The sequence below is a fragment of the Streptomyces longhuiensis genome (assembly GCF_020616555.1).
In the GTDB taxonomy this organism is placed as follows: Bacteria; Actinomycetota; Actinomycetes; order Streptomycetales; family Streptomycetaceae; genus Streptomyces; species Streptomyces longhuiensis.
On record NZ_CP085173.1, the window covers coordinates 4,013,626 to 4,030,852 of the forward strand.

The window sequence follows — 17,227 nt, forward strand, 5'->3', positions numbered from 1 at the left end:
TCTGCCGCCGAGTGAGCATCAAGTAGCTTCGTGCAGGCCTGCTGCCGCTGCTCCCGTACCCATTGAAGATGTTCCACTGTGGCTTGACGCTCTACTTGGACGAGCGCCGCTTCAACAGCCTTCGCTCCGCCGATTCTCGCGCCTCGCACACCCGCCATTGCGCCAACTGCCGCGCCAACGAGCGCGCCTCCGGTGCCCACGATGCCGGCAACTACCCCCGCTAGCCCTTGATCCATGCACGCATCATCCTCGACAGCAAGCTGGTCAGTCGAGACACACCCCAAGTCGCTTACCTATCAGCCAAGTTGCCCCGTCGCTGTCTGTGGAAGCAACTAGCCTTTGATCATGACGATCTCCCCCTCCTCATTCCAGCCTGGAGACATCCGGACACGTGCCGACATCCGCAAGGAACTGGGTGGCAGCCCACAAGGTGGCATCACTCCGTCCAAGGAGAAGAAGACCGTGGTCCTCTACTCGGACATCGGCTCAGGAGAGCAGTATGGGTACCGCGATGGATGGCTCCGCGAAGAGGACCATTTCGGCCCCGTCTACGAATATACCGGCGCAGGAACCCTGGGCGATCAGGTTTTTTCTGGAGGGAATGCATCGATTTTACGGCACGCCATAGATGGACGCACTCTACATTTGTTCATTGCGCACGGCAAAGTGCGAGGAAGTGATACTAAAACACACCGATATATTGGCGCCTTTAAACTGGATGCAAGTGAACCATACATCGTCCGCCAGGCACGAGATGAGGACAAAAAGAATCGCGATGTAATCGTCTTCCGTCTTCGCCCGATCGGCACCTTCTTTCGATTGGAAGCCGACGAGATTCCGCCCGCGAAGAAGACCACGGTTTCTTTCATTCGCTCCCGGATGCGTCGGCGACTGGAGGAGCCCAAGGACGTCAGAGACACCCGTCAACGGGATATGTCAGCAGCGATAATTGCCTCACGCAATCGAGAGGACCTGGTCGCCGACTACGAGGAAACTCTCAGCCAGCGACAACACCACTTCGGGCGACTGGAGATACAGGTCAGAGACATTGAAGAGACTCTCCAAGCCTCCTTGTACGACGAAAGCGCACACACGCTTTACGAACCAGCGGGGAGCGCGTCACGCCAGGCTCTCAAGGATGCGTTGGTGCAACTTATAGATATCAGCAGGCATCTAAACTCGATAGAGAACGGCATGCCACTACGCTGCATGGTATTGGCACCCGAGCTACCCGGCGAAGATATCCGCCAGCTCCTCACCCTGCACAACGTAGGGATAGTTTACCGCGACGAAAACGGCGACCTGACAGAGCTCCAAGGCACCGGGCAGAATCCCCTTCCAGGGGGCACATCTAGAGGCATTTCATGTCTCGACTGTCCGGCTCGCTTGAATTGATCAGATAACAAACAGCAGCTTGCGCAGCCCGCACCACGGACGTAGCTGCACCACAGGTTCCCGATCGGGAGGTGTGACAGCGTTGCGATGACTGTCATACCTCCGGCGCGAAAGGTCAGAAGTGAAAACTTCCGGCCTTGACCGCTGTGATGAACGAGGACCAGCCCGTTGAAGGGAAGACCAGTGCGGGCCCGTTCGGGGTCTTGGAGTCGCGGACGGGGACGCCTGCGGGGTGGTGGTCCAGGACTTCCAGGCAGCTGCCGCCCTGGTCGTTGCTGTGGGACGACTTCCGCCAGCCCTTCAGTGACGCCGCGTGCGGGATGCTTCTGTCAGTCATGGCGTTCGTAGTCCCTTGCTGTTGCCCTGAGTAGAGCCAATGATTCCTTGAGTGGCAGCGCGTTGCCCAGGGCGAAATCGTAGCGATGTTGCAGCTCCTGAACCACGGATGGGCTGTCGTGGATCTTCCCCATGTACAGCCCCTCGCCGTACGCCATGGGTGGCTGATCCTCGAACCACATCAGGGTGAGCATGTTGTTCAGCAGGGGATGGATGCCCAACGTGAAGGGCAGTACGTGGAGTTGGATCCGGCCGACTTCGACGAGGCTCGTGAGATGACCGATCTGCTCCGCCATGACGTGCGGGCCGCCGATTTGGCGGCGCAGTACGGCTTCATCCAGTAATGCCCACACTACGGGCGCCACTGGATCCGCAAGGATCTTTGCTCGCTCAAGGCGTGTGACAAGGCGCCTGTCACGCTCCTCTTGCCCCACAGGAGGGAACGACGTACCCAGAACCGCTCGTGCGTACCTTTCCGTTTGGAGGATGCCTGGGATGAAGGACAGCGCGAACTCGCGGATGATGGTGGCCTGCTGTTCGAGCTGGAGGGCTGTCTCGAAGTACTCTGCGACCGCCGCGTCTTCCGCCGGCAGGAAACTGCTGAGCACATTCCCCGTGCCCAACGCCTTGTCCAGCCGCCGCGCGTCCTCCTTTGACGGAAGACGACGCCCTGCCTCGATGTGTGCGATGTGCGAACGCGTCATGATCGCCCGGTCAGCCAGCTCCTGTTGCGTCAAGCCTGCCGCCTCACGCTGAGCCCTGAACCAATCCCCATAGGTGCTACTCATCGTCAACTCCCGTGTGACAGAGGCCTAGTCACCACAAACCCCCTGGTGAGCGTAACCCTCGCCGTACCACTCTGTGAGTGGATCGCTACACAGCGATGTCCATGCAGGTCGACCTGCCCTCGGGCATGGAAGACCCCCGCGACCGTCCTCGAAACGGCCCGGGGGCATGGCCACCAACTTCACAGGAGTTGATGACGTGTTGGACCTTATCGCCCGCTTCATCGAGGCGCTGCTCCGGCTTGTATGGCCCGCCTCCGGGCGGCACCGGCAGCACACGGGGGCACCGCCACCCAGCCCCGCGCCCACAGCCCCCACCGCGCCTCGCCGCCCCTCCCCGCACACGGCCCCCCTCCGCGGTGAAGACTCCCGGCTCGTCCGCCCCTACCTCCTCGCCCACGAGCAGCGCGAGCAGGCGAAGCGCCAGCGAGGTCACCGCCGCGCCCTGTGGCTCGCCGTGCACGGGGTGGATATCGGCCCGCGCCGCATCCACGGTGTTGAGGTGGTCGCGTGACCCACCAGAGTCACGACGCCACAACCGTCAGCCGGCCCCGCCTCCTCCCCTGGTCCAGCCTGGACGGGAAACCCTGCTACCTCGTAGGCGACGGCAGCGGCAACAGCCACCTCGCCCGCCTGGCCGACAACGTCGAATCCGTGCAGCTCGACATGGCGGAAGAACTCCTCGACCACGCCGCCGATCTCCTTGCCGTCGACGTCGACAGCAAGGCCACCGCGCACCAACTCCACTTCCTGGCAGCCCGATTGGTCGAGACACTGCACGACGTGCACCGCATCGCCCGTAGCAGAGGCGCCCGCCTCACCGTGCCTGATGACGATGACGATGACGATGACGACGAGCCGGTCGACGCCGAGTTGCAGACGAGTACGGGTAGGTCGATGAGAGACAGCCGATAACGCCCGCTCCCCGCGCAGCGTCCGTCAGGGCTGGTCGTACCAAGTGAACGAGGCGATGCGCCAGCCCTCCGGCGTGCGGACGAACTGGATGGACTTCGTGCCGCCGCCCTCGAACGGTTCGCCGTTCATGACGCCCGACTTGCGGTACTCGCCGAAGCGCGCCGCGATGTCGCCCGCGATCTGGGTCCGCTCACTCGTCTCCCACTCGGAGAACTCGACCAGCCGGCCGTCCGACAGCAGCTTCCGGCGCGGCTCGATGAACTCGTCCACCGTGTAGGCCGTGGTCGCCGAGCCGGTGCTCACGATCAACGCGCCCGGGATGGTGAGCCGGCGGATCCGGTCGACGTCCGCCTCACTGCCGCCCCTGTTGTCGAACGCCCCGAAGAACTCGGCCGTGATCGCGTCTATTTCGGTCTTGGTGGTGCTTGTCGTCTCGGACATGGCCGGGACAGTAGCACCCAGCCGGACGGACCTGTCGGGGCGACGGTTCGGTCGCTCCGCAGGTCTGCTGGAGGTGCCTAACTCTCGTGAGTTGCAAGGTTTTTGGAGACCGCCGACGACCAATCCAGGCTGACGGCCGGACCTCCCGCCGGTGAGTTCCGGCCGACCCGTGCTCACGGCGAGACGAGGGGGCGGAGACTGGCTGGGTGCGGGTGCCGAGGCCCTACTCGCCGCCCTGCCCCCGCCCCTCCCCGTAATCCGCCACGAAGCCTCCCCCGCCCACCTGCTCCGCCACCCGCGCCAGCCAGCCGCTCGGGGAGTACGGCGACGGGGGGTCGACCTCCATGCCCAGTTCCGTCAGCGCCAGCGCGTAGTCCGACTCGTCCAGGGGCAGGGCCAGCAGTTCGTGGAGCTCTCCCGCCAGGCGGGCCTTGAGGTGGGGGTCGGTGGTGGTGATGTAGTCCGTGGTCGCCGCGTCGTGGTCGGCGAACTCGTCCGGCATGTCCTGGGAGAACCAGCCACCGAGGAACTGCGCCGCCTCCGGGAAGCGGGCGCGCCACTCCCAGTGGGTCAAGGGTGCTGAAGGGGGCGGGACTTCGCCTTCTTCGATGCTCTGCTTGATGTGGTCGGCGAGGATGGCCAGCCAGCCCTGGATGTCGCCCTCGGGCAGCCCGACGTCCGGGACCGGGTAGAACTCGCCCAGGCGCAGGCGCACTCGGCCCGGAGGGTTGCGGGAGTACTCGCGCAGCTGCGTCTCGGCGGTGGCCAGCGCCCAGGGGCGGGTGTGCCAGGTGTGGCGCAGGTAGGCGGTGAGGGCGGTGCTCGGCTTGTCCTCGGTGTCGTCGGCGGACTGGCCGTCGTAGGCGCGCATCACCTGGTCCAACTCGCCGTAACGTCGGTCGTGTTCGAGGGGTTTCATGGGCACGGCTACGGCGTCCTCTACGGGGTGATACGGATACGGCTGGCTACAGGTAGACCGGGAACGTGGCGTGCACGACGAAGCCGTGCGGGCTCGCGTCGTCCCGCTTGAGGATGACGCGCGCGGCCCGTACGTCGACGGGGTCGCGGCCCGCCAGCATCATCGCCTGGAGCAGGACCCGGCCGACCGGGTCCGGGCGGGACGGCCACGCGGCCTCGATGGCGAGGCGGGAGCGGGTCGACTGCGCGAGCCAGCGGTGGATGAGCTGCTCGTTGGCGGTGACCACCTGCTGGGTGGCCCACTGCGCGGTCTCGCGGTCGGGGTAGGTGGCGGAGCGGGTCGGGTGTGCGGTCATGAGTGCTCTCGCTGCATGTGCTCGTTGGTGGTGGCGATGAGTTCCTGGAGCCGGTCGCGGGTGGCCCAGTACAGGTGCCGCTTGAGCCCGTCCGGGCCCGGGAAGAGGACCAGCGCGCGCTGCGCCTCGGTGGTGTAGGACGCGGCACGCTCAGCGCAATAGGGGTGTTCGTTCGTCACCGCCGACCGCACCACGTCCGCGAATTCCTGATCCCCTTCGTCCATGAGGATCGCGTCGAATCCGAAGAGGTAGGGGAAGGTCAGCTGGAATTCCCAGCCCGACATCGGGAGTTCGTCGTACTCGGGTGAGGGCTCGCGGTCGAGGATTCGTACGATCTCGGCGAGCATCCGCAGATACTCCGCCGGGTCCACGTCGCCGACCGCTCGCTCCGCCTTTTCCCGGAACTCCGGCGGGAAGGGGGTGAGTCCTTCGCCGCGTTCCACGGAATCCGCCGCGAATTCAAGAACTCCGGAAGCCGCGTAGACGGAACAGTTCCAGTTCGCGATCCAGTTGCCGCGGACGGTGCGGATGTAGCGCCGGATCTCGTCGTCGAGAGACAGCTCGCCCTTGGACTCCTGCGCCTTGACGGCGAGATCGAGGAGTCGCGGCGCCGGGCCGTCCGAGAACAGTGAGGCTGGGAAGGACTGCACGTCGACCACCTCTCCTAGGGTCCCTTGTGCGGCATGGCAGTGAGCACGATGAAGGGCGGGTGAAGGCCTTCCTTGTAGATCAGGCGGACCTGCACCCAGCTCTTGTCGTCGGCTTTGGCACTCATGCCGTCAGCATCATAGTCGTCACGCGAGACGCTGCGACCCGTGGACTGACCCGCGAATTCCTTGTAGATCGGAGGCTGGATCTCCGATTTGTTCGGGTCGTAGTTCGGGTTGTTCTGGATCTTCTTCTCGACGCTCTCGATCCACTTGTCGATGCGGTCGGCGTTGTTGATGTCCTCGATCGCCGCGGTGGTGAATTTCTGGGCGGACGCGAGGTCCTTGAACGTCGAAGCGGCGGGTGCACCGGCCTGATCACGGAGCCGCATTCTCAGCTGGTCGTCGGTGAGGCCGACATGCTTGTCGATGGGATGGCTTCCGTAGAGGCCTTCCTGATTCGCCAGGTCCAGCGGATAGAACATGTTGTCCGGGTCCTGCCCCGGAACGGTGAAGTGGTGCTCTTTTTTGTAGTCGTTCAGCGAGCGCGCGCCGAAGGCCTCCGCGCGCGCCTCCTCCGCCGCGTATGTCGGCGCGGCTCGGTGCGCCTCGTCCAACGCCTCCATGAGCGCGTCGAGTCGGGGCCAGAGCGCGTTCACGCGGCGGTTGTACTCCTCCACGACGCGGTTGAGCGCGGCTGTGTCGATGTTGAGCGTGATCTCGACGCTCAACTCCGCGCCGCCCTTGGCGAGGCCCTTGAGGAAGCGGCCCACGCCCTTCGCGCCCTCCTTGAGGTCCTTGAGGTCGACGCCGTCACTGAGGTCGATGTCGCCGACGGCCTTCTTGACCGCGTCGAAGTAGATGTCCCAGACCTCGCCGTTCACGTACACCGCCGCCTCGGCGAACTCGCGCAGCAGGTCGCTGATCTTCATCGCGGTGTCGAACAGGACGGTCATGACCGGGTGGCTCGGCTTCTGGTTGGCGGCCGAGTCGTGCTTCCACTCGTAGTTCGCCGTCGTCGTGCCCCAGGCCGTACTGCCCCACAGCGAGCTGCAGAACTGGCGCATGGCGTCGTGCCATTCGCTGTTGCTCTGCTGGGTGATGCTGTACATCTGGCCCGTCAGATTGCCCTCGGCCCAGGACAGCGCCTTCGTCATGTCCGCCCAGGACTGCGACAGCGAGTTGAGGTAGTGCTGCTGTGGATACGGGTAGACCTCGGCGACCTTGCCCCAGCGGAAGGCGTGTTCGAGCAGCGGGCGGATGACGTGCCAGACGACGTCCGGGATGCACTCCAGGAGCGAGCGGATGAAGTCGTCGCCGCCGTCGTCGTCGCCCCACTTCAGGTCGGGGACCGATCCGTAGTCCGGGGCCTTGTCGATGACGACGGGCGGAGGCTGCGTCTGGGGCTTGGTCTTGCCCGAGGCGTCGTTGGCGGCCTCCGCCTTGGAGTAGTTGTTCGCGGTGGTGGCGAAGCCGACCGCGGCGCCTCCGATACTGACGACGGCCTTGGCCCACACCTCGAGGTAGCGGTTGCCGGCCTTGAGGTAGGAGGCGGCGAAGGCCTGCGGGGCCGTGCCGTAGCCGCCCGCGTCGGGGTACTCCTTCAACTCCTTGATCAGGTTCTTGGCGGCCTTGTCGAACGGCGTCTGCTCGCCCGCGAACCCGCCCGCGACCTGGTGCAGGGTGGAGGGCTTGACGTCGATGGTGCCGCTGCTCGGCGTCGGCGTCCCCATCAGGCCGCGCCCCAGCCGCGCAGGACCGCCCGGTGCGCCGCCGCGTAGTTGATGTGGCCGGTCGTCACGATCTCGTGCAGCCACTTCTGGGCCGCCTGGAGGTCCTGGGCCGAGTGGTCCCACTCGTCGAGCTTGTCGACGAACATCTCCCGGGCCTCGCCCTGCCAGGACAGGACGACGGGCTCTACGCGCTCGTAGAGGTCGTCGATCCGGCCGTTGAGCTGCTTGAGGATGTCCTCGAGCTCCACCGCGAGGTGGTGGAGGGTGGTGAAGGTGACCGATATGTGGTCGTCGGCGTCGCTGGGCGGCACGGATCCCCCTTGTCGCTGTGCGCGTCTGCGGCTACGAGTCATGGCTACGGCTGCATCCGCGTACGGGCTTGCGGTCTACGGCTGCGTACGGGTGCGGCGGCGAATGGTGAACGTGCGGATGGCCGGGTGGACCGGCCGGATCAGAAGCTGTCCAGGCCGCTGCGCGGACGTGACGGCGGCGCGGGCGCCTCGACGTTCGGCGTGGACAGCTTGTCCGCCTCGGCCGCCACGTCGACGTCGACCTGGATGCGGCGGAACTGGTCGAGCTTGTCCAGTTCGAGCTGGGTGAAGCCGTCGCGGCTCATGCGGACCGCCTGCTCCAGGACCTTCATCACCTCGCGGATCCGTACGGCGTCCTCGGCCGCCGCCCGGTGAAAGCCCCGGTACGCCGTCGACGCCGGGCCGCTCCAGCCCGCCTCGATGCTGTCGACGATCGTGTCCATGCGCTTCACCTGCTGGTCCAGGTGGTCCTGCATGCCGTCCAGGTCGTCCGCGAGCTTGGTCAGCTTCTCGGGCGGAACCCGTAGATCTTTTGGATCGCCCATCACGCCGCTCCCCCGGTCACATGTGGCGCTCAACCCCCGTTGGTCGCACAGGAATTCTAGTGCACCGCGGGCCGGAATCCGATGGCCCTCCGGCTCCCCGTACGCAGGAGACCGCACCTGCCCGCAGGTGCCGCAATCCCGCGCGTTAGCCTCGAATCGGTCCACGTCCGCCCCGGGCCGGACATGACGGAGAAGCGAGGCAGTGATGGCGAAGGTACCGGCGGCCGCAGTGGCCGCGAGCGGGATTGTCGGCGGGTACGCCGTGGCGCGGTTCACGAAGAAGCGGCAGCTCGGCGGCGTGGTGCTGGCCGCCGCCGGCGTCGCGGCCGGGACTCGGTGGCGGCAGGCCGCCGGGGGACGGGTCGCCGCCGTGCTCGGTGGTGCCTACGTCGCCGCGTTCGCCGGGTCGCACCCGCTCGCCAAGAAGATGGGCGCCTGGCCCGCCGTGTTCACGGTCGCCGGGGGCGTCGCCGCCGCGTCGTACGTGCTGGCCGACCGGCGCGGCGCGTAAGGCGGACCCCTCCAGGGGCTACGCGCCCCGGTGCCCCAGCACGTTCACCACTCGCCCCTCCGGGTCCCGTACGAAGAAGCGGCGTACGCCCCACTCCTCGTCGCGGAGGTCGTGGACGATCTCGGCGCCTGATGCGCGCACCTGCGCGTAGACCGCGTCGACGTCCTCGACCTCCACGCTGAGGTCGGGGACCACGGGCGCGGTCGCCTCGTGGGTGAGGAAGCTGACCTGGGCCGTCGGGTTGGAGGGGGACGCGAGGGTCATCACCCACCCTTGGTTCATGACCTCCTCGAAGCCGAGCAGGCCGTAGAAGTCGCGGTTCTCGGCCATCGACTCCGGCGACCTCGTCGTGAGGTCCGGGACGATCCTGCGGATGGTCATCTGGGGCTCCCGTGCGGTGGGGTCAGGTCGGGGCGGTGCTCGGACCGGTCGGGCGGCACGCCGACCACCGGTCATCCTTGCCCAACGTTCCCCCTGAACGTCGACCTGTACGCCCCCGGCGGCACCCCGAGGCCCGCCTGGAAGTGCGCTCTGAGCGACGCGCCCGTGCCGAAGCCCGCCTCCGTCGCGATGCGGTCGACCGTGTGGTCGGTCTGCTCCAGGAGTTCGCGCGCGCGGTCCACGCGGCGCTGGGTCAGCCACTGGATGGGTGTGAGGCCGGTCTCCTCCCGGAAGCGGCGGCTGTACGTGCGCACGGACATGGCGTCGTGCGCGGCCAGTTCGGCGAGGGTGAGGGGCTCGGCGAGGCGGGTGAGGGCCCATGCGCGTGACGCGGACGTGGACGTCAACCCCTCTGATTCCACGGGGCGTTGGATGTACTGCGCCTGGCCGCCCTCCCGGTGCGGGGGCACCACCGTGCGGCGCGCCACCTCCGCCGCGACAGCCGCGCCGTGGTCGCGGCGGATCAGGTGGAGGCACAGGTCGATGCCCGCCGCCTCGCCCGCGGACGTGAGGATCCGGCCCTCGTCGACGTACAGGACGCCGGGGTCCACCGTCACGGACGGGAACGTGCGCGCGAAGAGGTCGGCCGACATCCAGTGCGTCGTCGCGCGCCGGCCGTCCAGGAGCCCCGCCGCCGCGAGCACGAACGAGCCCGTGCAGATGGAGGCGATGCGGCGGGGGGCGGATGCGCCCTCCGGCCCGCGCAGGGCCTCCGCCAGCTCCTCGGGCAGGCCGCCGGGCCGCAGGCCCTCGTCCGTCTCGTGCGACGCCGGCACGAGGACCGTGTCCGCCGCCGCCACCGTCGCCAGGCCGTGCTCCGCGTAGATCGGGAAGTCCGCGTCCGTTCGGATCCTGCCGGGGCGAGGGGCGCAGGTGCGGACGTCGTAGAGGGGCTCGCCCGCCGCGGACCTCGCCGTGCCGAACAGCTGGTGGACCAGGCCGAGTTCCATGGGCAGGACGCCGTCGCGGACGAGGACGGCGACGGTCCGGCGACCGCCGGGCGCCGGTGCCGCGGGCCTCACGGGAGTCATGGCCAGATTCTTTCACCTCATGGCCATCTGGCCAGTCGTGGCGGTGGGTGCCTCCGTCACAGGGTGAAGTCATGAAGAACTCCAGCCCCCGGCCGCACCCCCGGAAACCCGGCTCGCCCTGGACGGTCGCCGCCGGTGCCGCGCTCGCCATCGTCACGGCCGGGGCGTTCAGCACGCTCGCCGGTCTGCTCGTCGGGCCGCTCCACGAGGATCTCGGCTGGTCACGGGCGTCCGTCGGGCTCGGCTCGCTCGTGAACATGGTCGTGTACGGGGCGAGTGCCCCCTTCGCCGCGGCGCTCATGGACCGGTTCGGGATGCGGCGCGTCGCCGTCGGCGCCCTGTGTCTCGTCGGGGCCGGGGCCGGGCTCGCCACGACGATGACCGCGCCCTGGCAGTTCGTCCTGTACTGGGGCGTGCTGGTGGGCCTGGGGACGGGGGCCACGGCCACGACGTTCGCCGCGACCGTCACCGAACGGTGGTTCGTCGCGCGGCGCGGGCTCGTCACCGGGCTGCTCACGGCGGCGAGCGTGGTGGGGCAGTTCGTCTTCCTGCCCGTGCTGTCGTGGGTGATCGACGCGTACTCGTGGCGGGCGGCCGCCGCGGCTCTCGCGCTCGCCGCGGCCGGCGCGCTGCCCGTGGTGGGGGCCGCGGTGCGCGATCCGCGGAACGGGCCGTCCCTGGGGGAGGACGCCGCGCGGCGCGCCCTGCGCACGCTCGCCCGCGCCGCCCGCACCGGCCCGTTCTGGCTGCTCGCCGGGACCTTCGCCGTCTGCGGCGCCTCGACGAACGGGGTGATGTGGACGCACTTCGCGCCCGCCGCCCACGACCACGGGATGCCGGTGACCGTCGCCGCGTCGCTGCTGTCCCTCATCGGGATCTTCAATGTCGCGGGGACGGTGGCGTCCGGATGGCTGACGGACCGCGCCGATCCGCGCCACCTGCTCGCCGTGTACTACGCCCTGCGCGGCCTCACCCTCCTCGCGCTGCCGCTGCTCCTGACGTCGGCCGTGGACGCGCCGCTCGTCGCGTTCACCGTCGTCTTCGGGCTGCTCGACGTGGCGACCGTGCCGCCGACGATCGCGCTGTGCCGCGCCCACCACGGGGCGGACGCGCCGGTCGTGTTCGGCTGGGTGAGCGCCGCGCACCAGGTGGGGGCCGGGGCCGTGGCGTTCGCGGGCGGGATGGCGCGGGACGCCTTCGGCTCGTACGACCCGGTGTGGGTGGGCGCGGGCGCGCTGTGCGCGGGGGCGGCGCTCCTCGCGCTGACCGTGCGCAGGCCGCAGGGGCTGCGCGTCACGCCCCCAGCGCCCGCGACACCGCGTAGATCGCGAGCCCTGCCAGCGAGCCCACCACCGTGCCGTTGATCCGGATGAACTGCAGGTCACGGCCGATGTGCGCCTCGATCTTCTTCGAGGTGTGCTCGGCGTCCCAGCCCGCCACGGTGTCCGTGATCAGGGAGGTGATCTCCTTGCGGTACGTCGTCACGACGTACGTGGCCGCGCCCTCGACCCAGCCGTCGACCTTGTCCTGGAGGCGCGCGTCGGTCGCCATCCGGGAGCCGAGGGAGAGCAGCGAGGCCCGTACGCGCAGCCGCAGCTCGCTGCGCTCGTCCTCCGCCGCCGCGACGATCATGGCGCGGACCGCGGACCAGGCGGAGGCGATCAGGTCCTGGACCTCGGGACGGGCGATGACCTCGGACTTCAGTCGCTCGACGCGCGCCCGCGTGTCCGTGTCGGACTGGAGGTCGGAGGCGAAGTCGCCGAGGAAGCGGTCGAGGGCGCCGCGGGCCGGGTGCCCGGGCATGTCGCGCATCTCGGTGACGAAGCGCAGGAGTTCCTTGTAGACGCGGTCACCGATCTTCTTGTCGACGAACCGCGGGGTCCAGCCGGGGGCGCCGCCCTGCACCGCTTCCATCACGGAGTCCCCGTGCCGCACCAGCCAGTCGTGGGCCCGTGCGCAGATGAGGTCCACGGCCCGCTTGTGGCCGCCGTCGGCGACGACCCTCTCGAGCAGCTTGCCGATGCCGGGCGCGACCTCCTGGGCGTCGGCGCGGCGCGTGATGGCCTCGCCGACGACGGCCTGGACGTCCGAGTCGCGCAGCACGGTGAGGGCGCCGCGCAGGGCGGTGGCGAGCTCGGCCGTCACCCGGTCGGCGTGTTCCGGTTGGGCCAGCCAGGTGCCGAGCCGGCCGCCGATGCCGACGGCGCGCAGCCGCTTCCGTACGACGTCGGAGGAGAGGAAGTTCTCCCCGACGAACTCTCCGAGCGAGACGCCCAGCTGGTCCTTCTTGGTCGGGATGATCGCCGTGTGCGGGATGGGCAGGCCGAGGGGGCGGCGGAAGAGCGCGGTGACCGCGAACCAGTCGGCGAGGGCGCCGACCATGCCCGCCTCGGCGGCGGCCGCGACGTAACCCGCCCAGGCGCCGGCGCCGGAGCTCTGCCCCCACTTGGCGAGTACGTAGATGACGGCGACGAGCAGGAGCAGGCCCGTGGCGGTGGTCTTCATCCGGCGTACGCCGCGCTGCTTCTCCACGTCGGCGGGGCTGAAGGAGCCGGGGCCCGCGCCGAACGGGGCCGGGCGCGTCCCGAATGAGGAGCCGCCCGCGCGGGCATGCTCACCCATGCCCGCTTCGCCCGTTTCCTCCGTATCGCGCGCGGTCGCCTCGCGCTTCCCGTCCTCCACTTCGTCCACTCAGCTCACTCCGCCCGTCACCAGTCCGCTCACCCGGAAGTCCCCCGTGTCATCCCTCTCACACATTGTCCCTACCTGACCGACTCCCGGAACGGACGACAAGTTCCCGGCGTCTCAAAAGGCGGAGGGGGGCACTGTCGGCTTCCTCCCGGCCCATGACGCATCATGGGGTCATCACACCGGAGCCTCGGGGCTCCCGCTGCCCGAGGAGACACCCCCGCATGACCAAGCGACACGGTTATGCCCTGCTGGCCGCGCTCGCGGCCCTGGTCGTCGTGATTTCGGCCGCCATATATCTGGGCGTCTCCGGTGCCTACGACGGCTCGAACAGCACGGTCAGCGCCGGCCCCCGGCACCCGCAGAACTCGGCCGCCCCCGCCTCCACCGGCACCTGGTCGGGCAGTTGGTCGGCCTCTCCCGCGGGCGGCGAGCCCGGCACCGAGACCGACGGCCTCGCGGGCCGCTCCGTGCGCAACGTCGTGCACACCAGCATCGGCGGCACCAGCGCCCGCATCACGTTCTCCAACCTCTACGGGCAGCAGCCGCTCAGCATCACGCACGCCTCGGTCGCCGTCGCCGCCGCGCCCAACAGCCCGGCCGCCGCGGCCGGTACGCTGCGCCGCCTCACCTTCGCCGGCAACACCTCGGTCGTCATCCCGGCCGGATCCCAGGCCATGAGCGACGCCGTGCGGCTGCACGTCCCGCACAACGCGGACATGCTCGTCACGAGCTACTCGCCCACCCCGTCGGGCCCGGTCACCTATCACCCGCAGGCCCGTCAGATGTCGTACGTCGCCCAGGGCGACCGCGCGGAGGACACGACCGGCGCCGCGTACACGCAGCAGACCCCGTACTGGCGCTACGTCACCGCGCTCGACGTGCTCAGCAACGAGTCGAACGGCACCGTCGTCGTGATAGGCGACTCCCTGACCGACGGCGTCACCTCGACGGTGGGCGCCAACCGCCGCTGGACGGACGTCCTCGCCGCCCGGCTGCGCGACGAGAACGGCGCGGCCCGCTACGGCGTCGTCAACCAGGGCATCAGCGGCAACCGCATCCTGTCCGACGGCCTCGGCCGCCCCGCGAACAACCCGAGCGGCCTCTCGCGCTTCGACCGGGACGTCCTCGACCGGTCCGGCGTCAAGGCCGTCGTGATCGCGCTCGGCATCAACGACATCCTCCGCAACCCGCACCAGAACGACCCCGACAAGATCGTCGAGGGGCTGCGGGAGCTGACCCGGCAGGCGCACACGCGCGGCCTGCGCGTGGTCGGCGCGACCCTCATGCCGTTCCAGGGCCACCGGGGCTACGAGCCCCGCCTCGACGGCGTGCGTCAGGCCGTGAACGCGCAGATCCGCTCCGGCAAGGTCTTCGACGAGTTCGTCGACTTCGACAAGGCGCTGCGCGACCCCTACAACCCGCGCAAGCTCCTGCCCGGATACGACTCCGGTGACCACCTGCACCCGAGCGACTCCGGCTTCCGCAGGATGGCGGACACGTTCAACCTGACGACGCTGAAGGGGTCGACGCCGGCCGAGCTGTAGCGCGCCCTGCGCTACCGCTCACGCCTCTCGCGGCGCTCCTCCGCCCGCTCCCACTGGCGCTCGCGCCGCTCCTCGTGGCGCTCGTGCCGCAGATGATGGCGCTCGGCGTGCCGCTCGTGGTGCCCCTCCAGCGCCTCACGGTGCGCCGCCCTGCGGTCCAGCTTGTCCTGGCGGCGCTCCTCCTTGAGACGAAGGCGCTCCTCACGCGACACCCTGCGGTCCACGCCGACGCCGCCCATCAGGGCGAATCCCCGTACGACGACCCGCGGGGAGCCCGGTGAGCCCTCGCCCGACGCCCGGTCGTCGACGCCACCCATGAAACCCAAGCCCTTGACGGCGACGTCCAGCTCCGGCGGCACCTTGATCTGGATCCCGCCCATGATCGCGAAACAGTTGATGACCACGTCACGGGACGCGAACCGCGCCTCCCGCAGGTCGATCTCACCGCCGCCGAACATCGCGAACGCGGTGAACCGCTCGCCCACCGTCCAGCGGCCCTTGCGGCCGAACCCGCCGAAGAACGCGAGCGCCCACGTGGACGTGGCCTCCCCGCCGATCCGGGCCCGCCAGTCGACCGCGCCCTCGGGCCGCGGCTCCTTCACGAAACTCACCGGGGTCCCCGGCGCCGCCGCGCCCGCCACCGGCAGATCGCGCGTGATCGGCGCCAACTCACCGTACGTGCGCGCCGCGTACACGGCCTCGAGCCGCTCGTCGAACTCCTCCATGTCCAGGCGTCCCTCGGCGAGGGCGTCCCGCAGGGCCTCCGCGACCCGGTCCCGGTCGGCGTCGGAGGCCCGCAGCTCGGGCAGGTCGTTCGGCTCGGGGCGCTCAGGGCGTTCGTCCGTCATGGGGTCAGCCTACGAGGGCGCGGCCGTTCCTCCCAGGGATGGTTCCTCCCTGGCGTACATCCGGGCGATCACGGACTCGATGTCCGGCTCCCGCACCGACAGATCCGCCAGCGGATACCCGGCCGCGATCTGCGCGACCAGCGGCGCCGCCGACTGCGCGGCCGGGAACGCCAGCCACTGGCGCGGCCCGTCCACCTTCACCACCCGGGTGAACTCCACGTCCAAGGGCGGAAGTTCACGCTCCAGATCGACGACGAGGGTCCGCTCGCTCTCCCCCACCTGATGCAGGCCGTCGAGCTGACCGTCGTACATGAGGCGGCCGTGGTCGATGACCATGACGCGCTTGCACAGCTGCTCGATGTCGGTCAGGTCGTGCGTGGTCAGCAGCACCGTCGTGCCGCGCTCCTCGTTCAACTCCCGCAGGAATCCCCGCACCTTGACCTTGGAGACGACATCGAGCCCGATGGTCGGCTCGTCGAGGTAGAGCACCTCGGGGTCGTGCAGGAGGGCCGCCGCGATGTCGCCGCGCATGCGCTGCCCGAGGGAGAGCTGCCGCACCGGCGTGTCCAACAGGCCTCCCAGTTCGAGGAGTTCGACACACCGGTCGAGGTTCTCCCGGTAACGGGCGTCCGGGATGCGGTACATGCGGTGCATCAGCCGGTACGAGTCGATCAGCGGCAGGTCCCACCACAGCGTCGTACGCTGCCCGAACACCACGCCGATCCGCCGCGCGAGCCGCGTCCGCTCCCGGGACGGCTCGATGCCCGCGACCCGCAGCCGGCCCGCGCTGGGCGTGAGGATGCCGGTCAGCATCTTGATCGTGGTGGACTTGCCCGCGCCGTTCGGCCCGATGTAGCCGACCATCTCGCCGCGCGGCACGCTGAAGGTGAGCGAGTCGACGGCCCGCACCTGATGGCGCTCGCGCCGCAGCAGCCCCGTCTTCCTGCGCACGTCGAAGACCTTCTCCACGCCGTCGACCTCGATGAAGTCCTCAGCCATACGTCTTCAGCTCCCGGTACTGCGGTACGAACGGACACCCGCGCGCCAGGCCAGACCCGCGAGCACACAGCTCCCGGCGGCCACCAGCGGCGGCGTGAAGGCGAGCCACCAGGGCAGCCCGATGGGATAGGGGCGGCCGAGCACGTACAGCGCGGGCAGCCAGTTGACGAAGGCCAGCGGCACGACGAACGTCACGCCGATCACGAAGTCCCTGGCGAACACCGTCGGCGGGTACTGGAGCAGCGTCAGCCCGCCGAACGTGAACGCGCTCTGCGCCTCCGCCGCGTCCTGAGCCCAGAACTGGAACGCCGCCCCCGCCACGTACACCGCGCCGAAGATCGCCGCGCCGCTCAGCAGCATCACCGGCAGCAGAAGCAGCTTGACGAGCGTCCAGTCGAGGTCCAGGCGCGTCAGCGACCAGCCGAGGACCAGGGCGCCCTGGAGGAAACGGCCGAGGCGACGCAGACCGAAGCGGTCCGCCGCCACCTGCACGAGCACCGGCGCGGGGCGCACCAGGAACGCGTCGAGGGAGCCGTCGCGCACCCGCAGTCCGAGATCGTCGACGCTGCCGAGCAGGAGAGCGGTGATCCCGAAGGAGACGGACGCGGTCCCGTACAGGAACGCGGTCTCCGCGAAGCTGTAGCCGCCGAGCGAGGTCGCCTGCGAGAACATCATCCAGATCACGACGAAGTCGAGCGCCGTGACAAGGAAGTTGGTGAGGACCGCGGCCGCGAACGACGTGCGGTAGACCAGGGTGGAGCGGATCCACATCGCGGCGAT

At 69.1% G+C, this 17,227-nt stretch carries 21 protein-coding genes; 6 read left to right on the forward strand and 15 right to left on the reverse strand.

All coding sequences use genetic code 11. The features are described 5' to 3' along the window. Positions 1-345: 345 nt before the first annotated feature. Entirely contained in the window at positions 346-1,395 is a 1,050-nt protein-coding gene (locus tag LGI35_RS18695; protein WP_227294950.1) for an SRA domain-containing endonuclease, read from the forward strand. Positions 1,396-1,510: 115 nt separating this feature from the next. On the opposite strand, the gene LGI35_RS18700 is transcribed toward LGI35_RS18695, so the two are convergent. Next, positions 1,511-1,732 (reverse strand): DUF397 domain-containing protein, encoded by a 222-nt coding sequence (locus LGI35_RS18700; protein ID WP_227294951.1) that lies wholly within the window; start codon positions 1,730-1,732, stop codon positions 1,511-1,513. After that, positions 1,725-2,519: a helix-turn-helix domain-containing protein gene (locus LGI35_RS18705; RefSeq protein WP_227294952.1), complete on the reverse strand. Its 795-nt coding sequence runs from the start codon at positions 2,517-2,519 to the stop codon at positions 1,725-1,727. Before LGI35_RS18705 ends, LGI35_RS18700 begins: the two co-directional genes overlap by 8 nt. A 196-nt stretch (positions 2,520-2,715) precedes the next feature. Between LGI35_RS18705 and LGI35_RS18710 the strand changes: the two genes are divergently transcribed. Continuing rightward, on the forward strand, positions 2,716-3,030 hold the full coding sequence (locus LGI35_RS18710; RefSeq protein ID WP_227294953.1) for a hypothetical protein: 315 nt from the start codon (positions 2,716-2,718) through the stop codon (positions 3,028-3,030). Beyond that, complete coding sequence (locus LGI35_RS18715; RefSeq protein ID WP_227294954.1) at positions 3,027-3,431, forward strand: hypothetical protein; 405 nt, start codon at positions 3,027-3,029, stop codon at positions 3,429-3,431. The genes LGI35_RS18710 and LGI35_RS18715 overlap by 4 nt, the downstream gene beginning before the upstream one ends. Positions 3,432-3,455: 24 nt before the next feature. Here LGI35_RS18715 and LGI35_RS18720 read toward each other — a convergent pair whose 3' ends face one another. The 7 genes from LGI35_RS18720 to LGI35_RS18750 form a co-directional block, all read right to left on the reverse strand. Beyond that, positions 3,456-3,872, reverse strand: a complete 417-nt coding sequence (locus LGI35_RS18720; RefSeq protein WP_227294955.1) for a nuclear transport factor 2 family protein — start codon at positions 3,870-3,872, stop codon at positions 3,456-3,458. Positions 3,873-4,095: 223 nt separating this feature from the next. Beyond that, positions 4,096-4,797, reverse strand: a complete 702-nt coding sequence (locus LGI35_RS18725; protein ID WP_227294956.1) for a contact-dependent growth inhibition system immunity protein — start codon at positions 4,795-4,797, stop codon at positions 4,096-4,098. A 40-nt stretch (positions 4,798-4,837) separates the two neighbouring features. Beyond that, a complete protein-coding gene (locus tag LGI35_RS18730; protein ID WP_227294957.1) occupies positions 4,838-5,146 on the reverse strand; it encodes an RNase A-like domain-containing protein in 309 nt (102 codons plus the stop codon). Then, positions 5,143-5,796 carry a hypothetical protein gene (locus tag LGI35_RS18735; protein ID WP_227294958.1) on the reverse strand — a complete coding sequence of 218 codons (654 nt, stop codon included), beginning with the start codon at positions 5,794-5,796 and terminating at the stop codon, positions 5,143-5,145. The genes LGI35_RS18730 and LGI35_RS18735 overlap by 4 nt, the downstream gene beginning before the upstream one ends. A gap of 14 nt (positions 5,797-5,810) precedes the next feature. Then, complete coding sequence (locus LGI35_RS18740; RefSeq protein WP_227294959.1) at positions 5,811-7,526, reverse strand: RNase A-like domain-containing protein; 1,716 nt, start codon at positions 7,524-7,526, stop codon at positions 5,811-5,813. Continuing rightward, positions 7,526-7,879, reverse strand: a complete 354-nt coding sequence (locus LGI35_RS18745) for a WXG100 family type VII secretion target (protein ID WP_372562546.1) — start codon at positions 7,877-7,879, stop codon at positions 7,526-7,528. The genes LGI35_RS18740 and LGI35_RS18745 overlap by 1 nt, the downstream gene beginning before the upstream one ends. 98 nt (positions 7,880-7,977) lie before the next feature. Beyond that, positions 7,978-8,382 carry a WXG100 family type VII secretion target gene (locus tag LGI35_RS18750; protein WP_227294961.1) on the reverse strand — a complete coding sequence of 135 codons (405 nt, stop codon included), beginning with the start codon at positions 8,380-8,382 and terminating at the stop codon, positions 7,978-7,980. 205 nt (positions 8,383-8,587) lie between these two features. On the opposite strand from LGI35_RS18750, the gene LGI35_RS18755 reads away from it, so the two are divergent. After that, complete coding sequence (locus LGI35_RS18755; protein ID WP_227294962.1) at positions 8,588-8,893, forward strand: hypothetical protein; 306 nt, start codon at positions 8,588-8,590, stop codon at positions 8,891-8,893. 18 nt (positions 8,894-8,911) lie between these two features. Here the strand turns inward: LGI35_RS18755 and LGI35_RS18760 are convergent, their stop codons facing one another. Together LGI35_RS18760 and LGI35_RS18765 are read right to left on the reverse strand one after the other, a co-directional pair. Beyond that, the gene (locus LGI35_RS18760) at positions 8,912-9,274 is read right to left on the reverse strand and encodes a VOC family protein (RefSeq protein WP_227294963.1); all 363 of its coding nucleotides are present in this window, start codon (positions 9,272-9,274) and stop codon (positions 8,912-8,914) included. A 71-nt stretch (positions 9,275-9,345) separates the two neighbouring features. After that, positions 9,346-10,365 (reverse strand): GlxA family transcriptional regulator, encoded by a 1,020-nt coding sequence (locus LGI35_RS18765; RefSeq protein WP_227294964.1) that lies wholly within the window; start codon positions 10,363-10,365, stop codon positions 9,346-9,348. 71 nt (positions 10,366-10,436) lie between these two features. Here LGI35_RS18765 and LGI35_RS18770 point away from each other — a divergent pair, with 71 nt between their 5' ends. Then, entirely contained in the window at positions 10,437-11,729 is a 1,293-nt protein-coding gene (locus LGI35_RS18770) for an MFS transporter (RefSeq protein ID WP_227294965.1), read from the forward strand. On the opposite strand, the gene LGI35_RS18775 is transcribed toward LGI35_RS18770, so the two are convergent. Continuing rightward, positions 11,659-12,987 carry a DUF445 domain-containing protein gene (locus LGI35_RS18775; protein WP_227300367.1) on the reverse strand — a complete coding sequence of 443 codons (1,329 nt, stop codon included), beginning with the start codon at positions 12,985-12,987 and terminating at the stop codon, positions 11,659-11,661. The two genes, LGI35_RS18770 and LGI35_RS18775, sit on opposite strands and share 71 nt — an antisense overlap. A 290-nt stretch (positions 12,988-13,277) precedes the next feature. Between LGI35_RS18775 and LGI35_RS18780 the strand changes: the two genes are divergently transcribed. Then, positions 13,278-14,600, forward strand: coding sequence for an SGNH/GDSL hydrolase family protein (locus LGI35_RS18780; RefSeq protein ID WP_227294966.1), 1,323 nt, complete (start codon positions 13,278-13,280; stop codon positions 14,598-14,600). 11 nt (positions 14,601-14,611) lie between these two features. On the opposite strand, the gene LGI35_RS18785 is transcribed toward LGI35_RS18780, so the two are convergent. The 3 genes from LGI35_RS18785 to LGI35_RS18795 are packed head-to-tail and all read right to left on the reverse strand — an operon-like array spanning position 14,612 to position 17,218. After that, a complete protein-coding gene (locus tag LGI35_RS18785; protein WP_227294967.1) occupies positions 14,612-15,448 on the reverse strand; it encodes a DUF1707 SHOCT-like domain-containing protein in 837 nt (278 codons plus the stop codon). A gap of 9 nt (positions 15,449-15,457) precedes the next feature. Continuing rightward, positions 15,458-16,447 carry an ABC transporter ATP-binding protein gene (locus tag LGI35_RS18790; RefSeq protein ID WP_227294968.1) on the reverse strand — a complete coding sequence of 330 codons (990 nt, stop codon included), beginning with the start codon at positions 16,445-16,447 and terminating at the stop codon, positions 15,458-15,460. Positions 16,448-16,453: 6 nt separating this feature from the next. Further along, entirely contained in the window at positions 16,454-17,218 is a 765-nt protein-coding gene (locus LGI35_RS18795; RefSeq protein ID WP_323182873.1) for an ABC transporter permease, read from the reverse strand. Positions 17,219-17,227 lie beyond the last annotated feature (9 nt).

Coding starts and splice junctions, on each gene's coding strand:
- LGI35_RS18695 (WP_227294950.1), top strand. CDS start 346: ATGACGATCTCCCCCTCCTCATTCCAGCCTGGAGACATCCGGACACGT.
- LGI35_RS18700 (WP_227294951.1), bottom strand. CDS start 1,732: ATGACTGACAGAAGCATCCCGCACGCGGCGTCACTGAAGGGCTGGCGG.
- LGI35_RS18705 (WP_227294952.1), bottom strand. CDS start 2,519: ATGAGTAGCACCTATGGGGATTGGTTCAGGGCTCAGCGTGAGGCGGCA.
- LGI35_RS18720 (WP_227294955.1), bottom strand. CDS start 3,872: ATGTCCGAGACGACAAGCACCACCAAGACCGAAATAGACGCGATCACG.
- LGI35_RS18730 (WP_227294957.1), bottom strand. CDS start 5,146: ATGACCGCACACCCGACCCGCTCCGCCACCTACCCCGACCGCGAGACC.
- LGI35_RS18740 (WP_227294959.1), bottom strand. CDS start 7,526: ATGGGGACGCCGACGCCGAGCAGCGGCACCATCGACGTCAAGCCCTCC.
- LGI35_RS18745 (WP_372562546.1), bottom strand. CDS start 7,879: ATGACTCGTAGCCGCAGACGCGCACAGCGACAAGGGGGATCCGTGCCG.
- LGI35_RS18750 (WP_227294961.1), bottom strand. CDS start 8,382: ATGGGCGATCCAAAAGATCTACGGGTTCCGCCCGAGAAGCTGACCAAG.
- LGI35_RS18755 (WP_227294962.1), top strand. CDS start 8,588: ATGGCGAAGGTACCGGCGGCCGCAGTGGCCGCGAGCGGGATTGTCGGC.
- LGI35_RS18760 (WP_227294963.1), bottom strand. CDS start 9,274: ATGACCATCCGCAGGATCGTCCCGGACCTCACGACGAGGTCGCCGGAG.
- LGI35_RS18765 (WP_227294964.1), bottom strand. CDS start 10,365: ATGACTCCCGTGAGGCCCGCGGCACCGGCGCCCGGCGGTCGCCGGACC.
- LGI35_RS18770 (WP_227294965.1), top strand. CDS start 10,437: ATGAAGAACTCCAGCCCCCGGCCGCACCCCCGGAAACCCGGCTCGCCC.
- LGI35_RS18775 (WP_227300367.1), bottom strand. CDS start 12,987: ATGGGTGAGCATGCCCGCGCGGGCGGCTCCTCATTCGGGACGCGCCCG.
- LGI35_RS18780 (WP_227294966.1), top strand. CDS start 13,278: ATGACCAAGCGACACGGTTATGCCCTGCTGGCCGCGCTCGCGGCCCTG.
- LGI35_RS18785 (WP_227294967.1), bottom strand. CDS start 15,448: ATGACGGACGAACGCCCTGAGCGCCCCGAGCCGAACGACCTGCCCGAG.
- LGI35_RS18790 (WP_227294968.1), bottom strand. CDS start 16,447: ATGGCTGAGGACTTCATCGAGGTCGACGGCGTGGAGAAGGTCTTCGAC.
- LGI35_RS18795 (WP_323182873.1), bottom strand. CDS start 17,218: ATGTGGATCCGCTCCACCCTGGTCTACCGCACGTCGTTCGCGGCCGCG.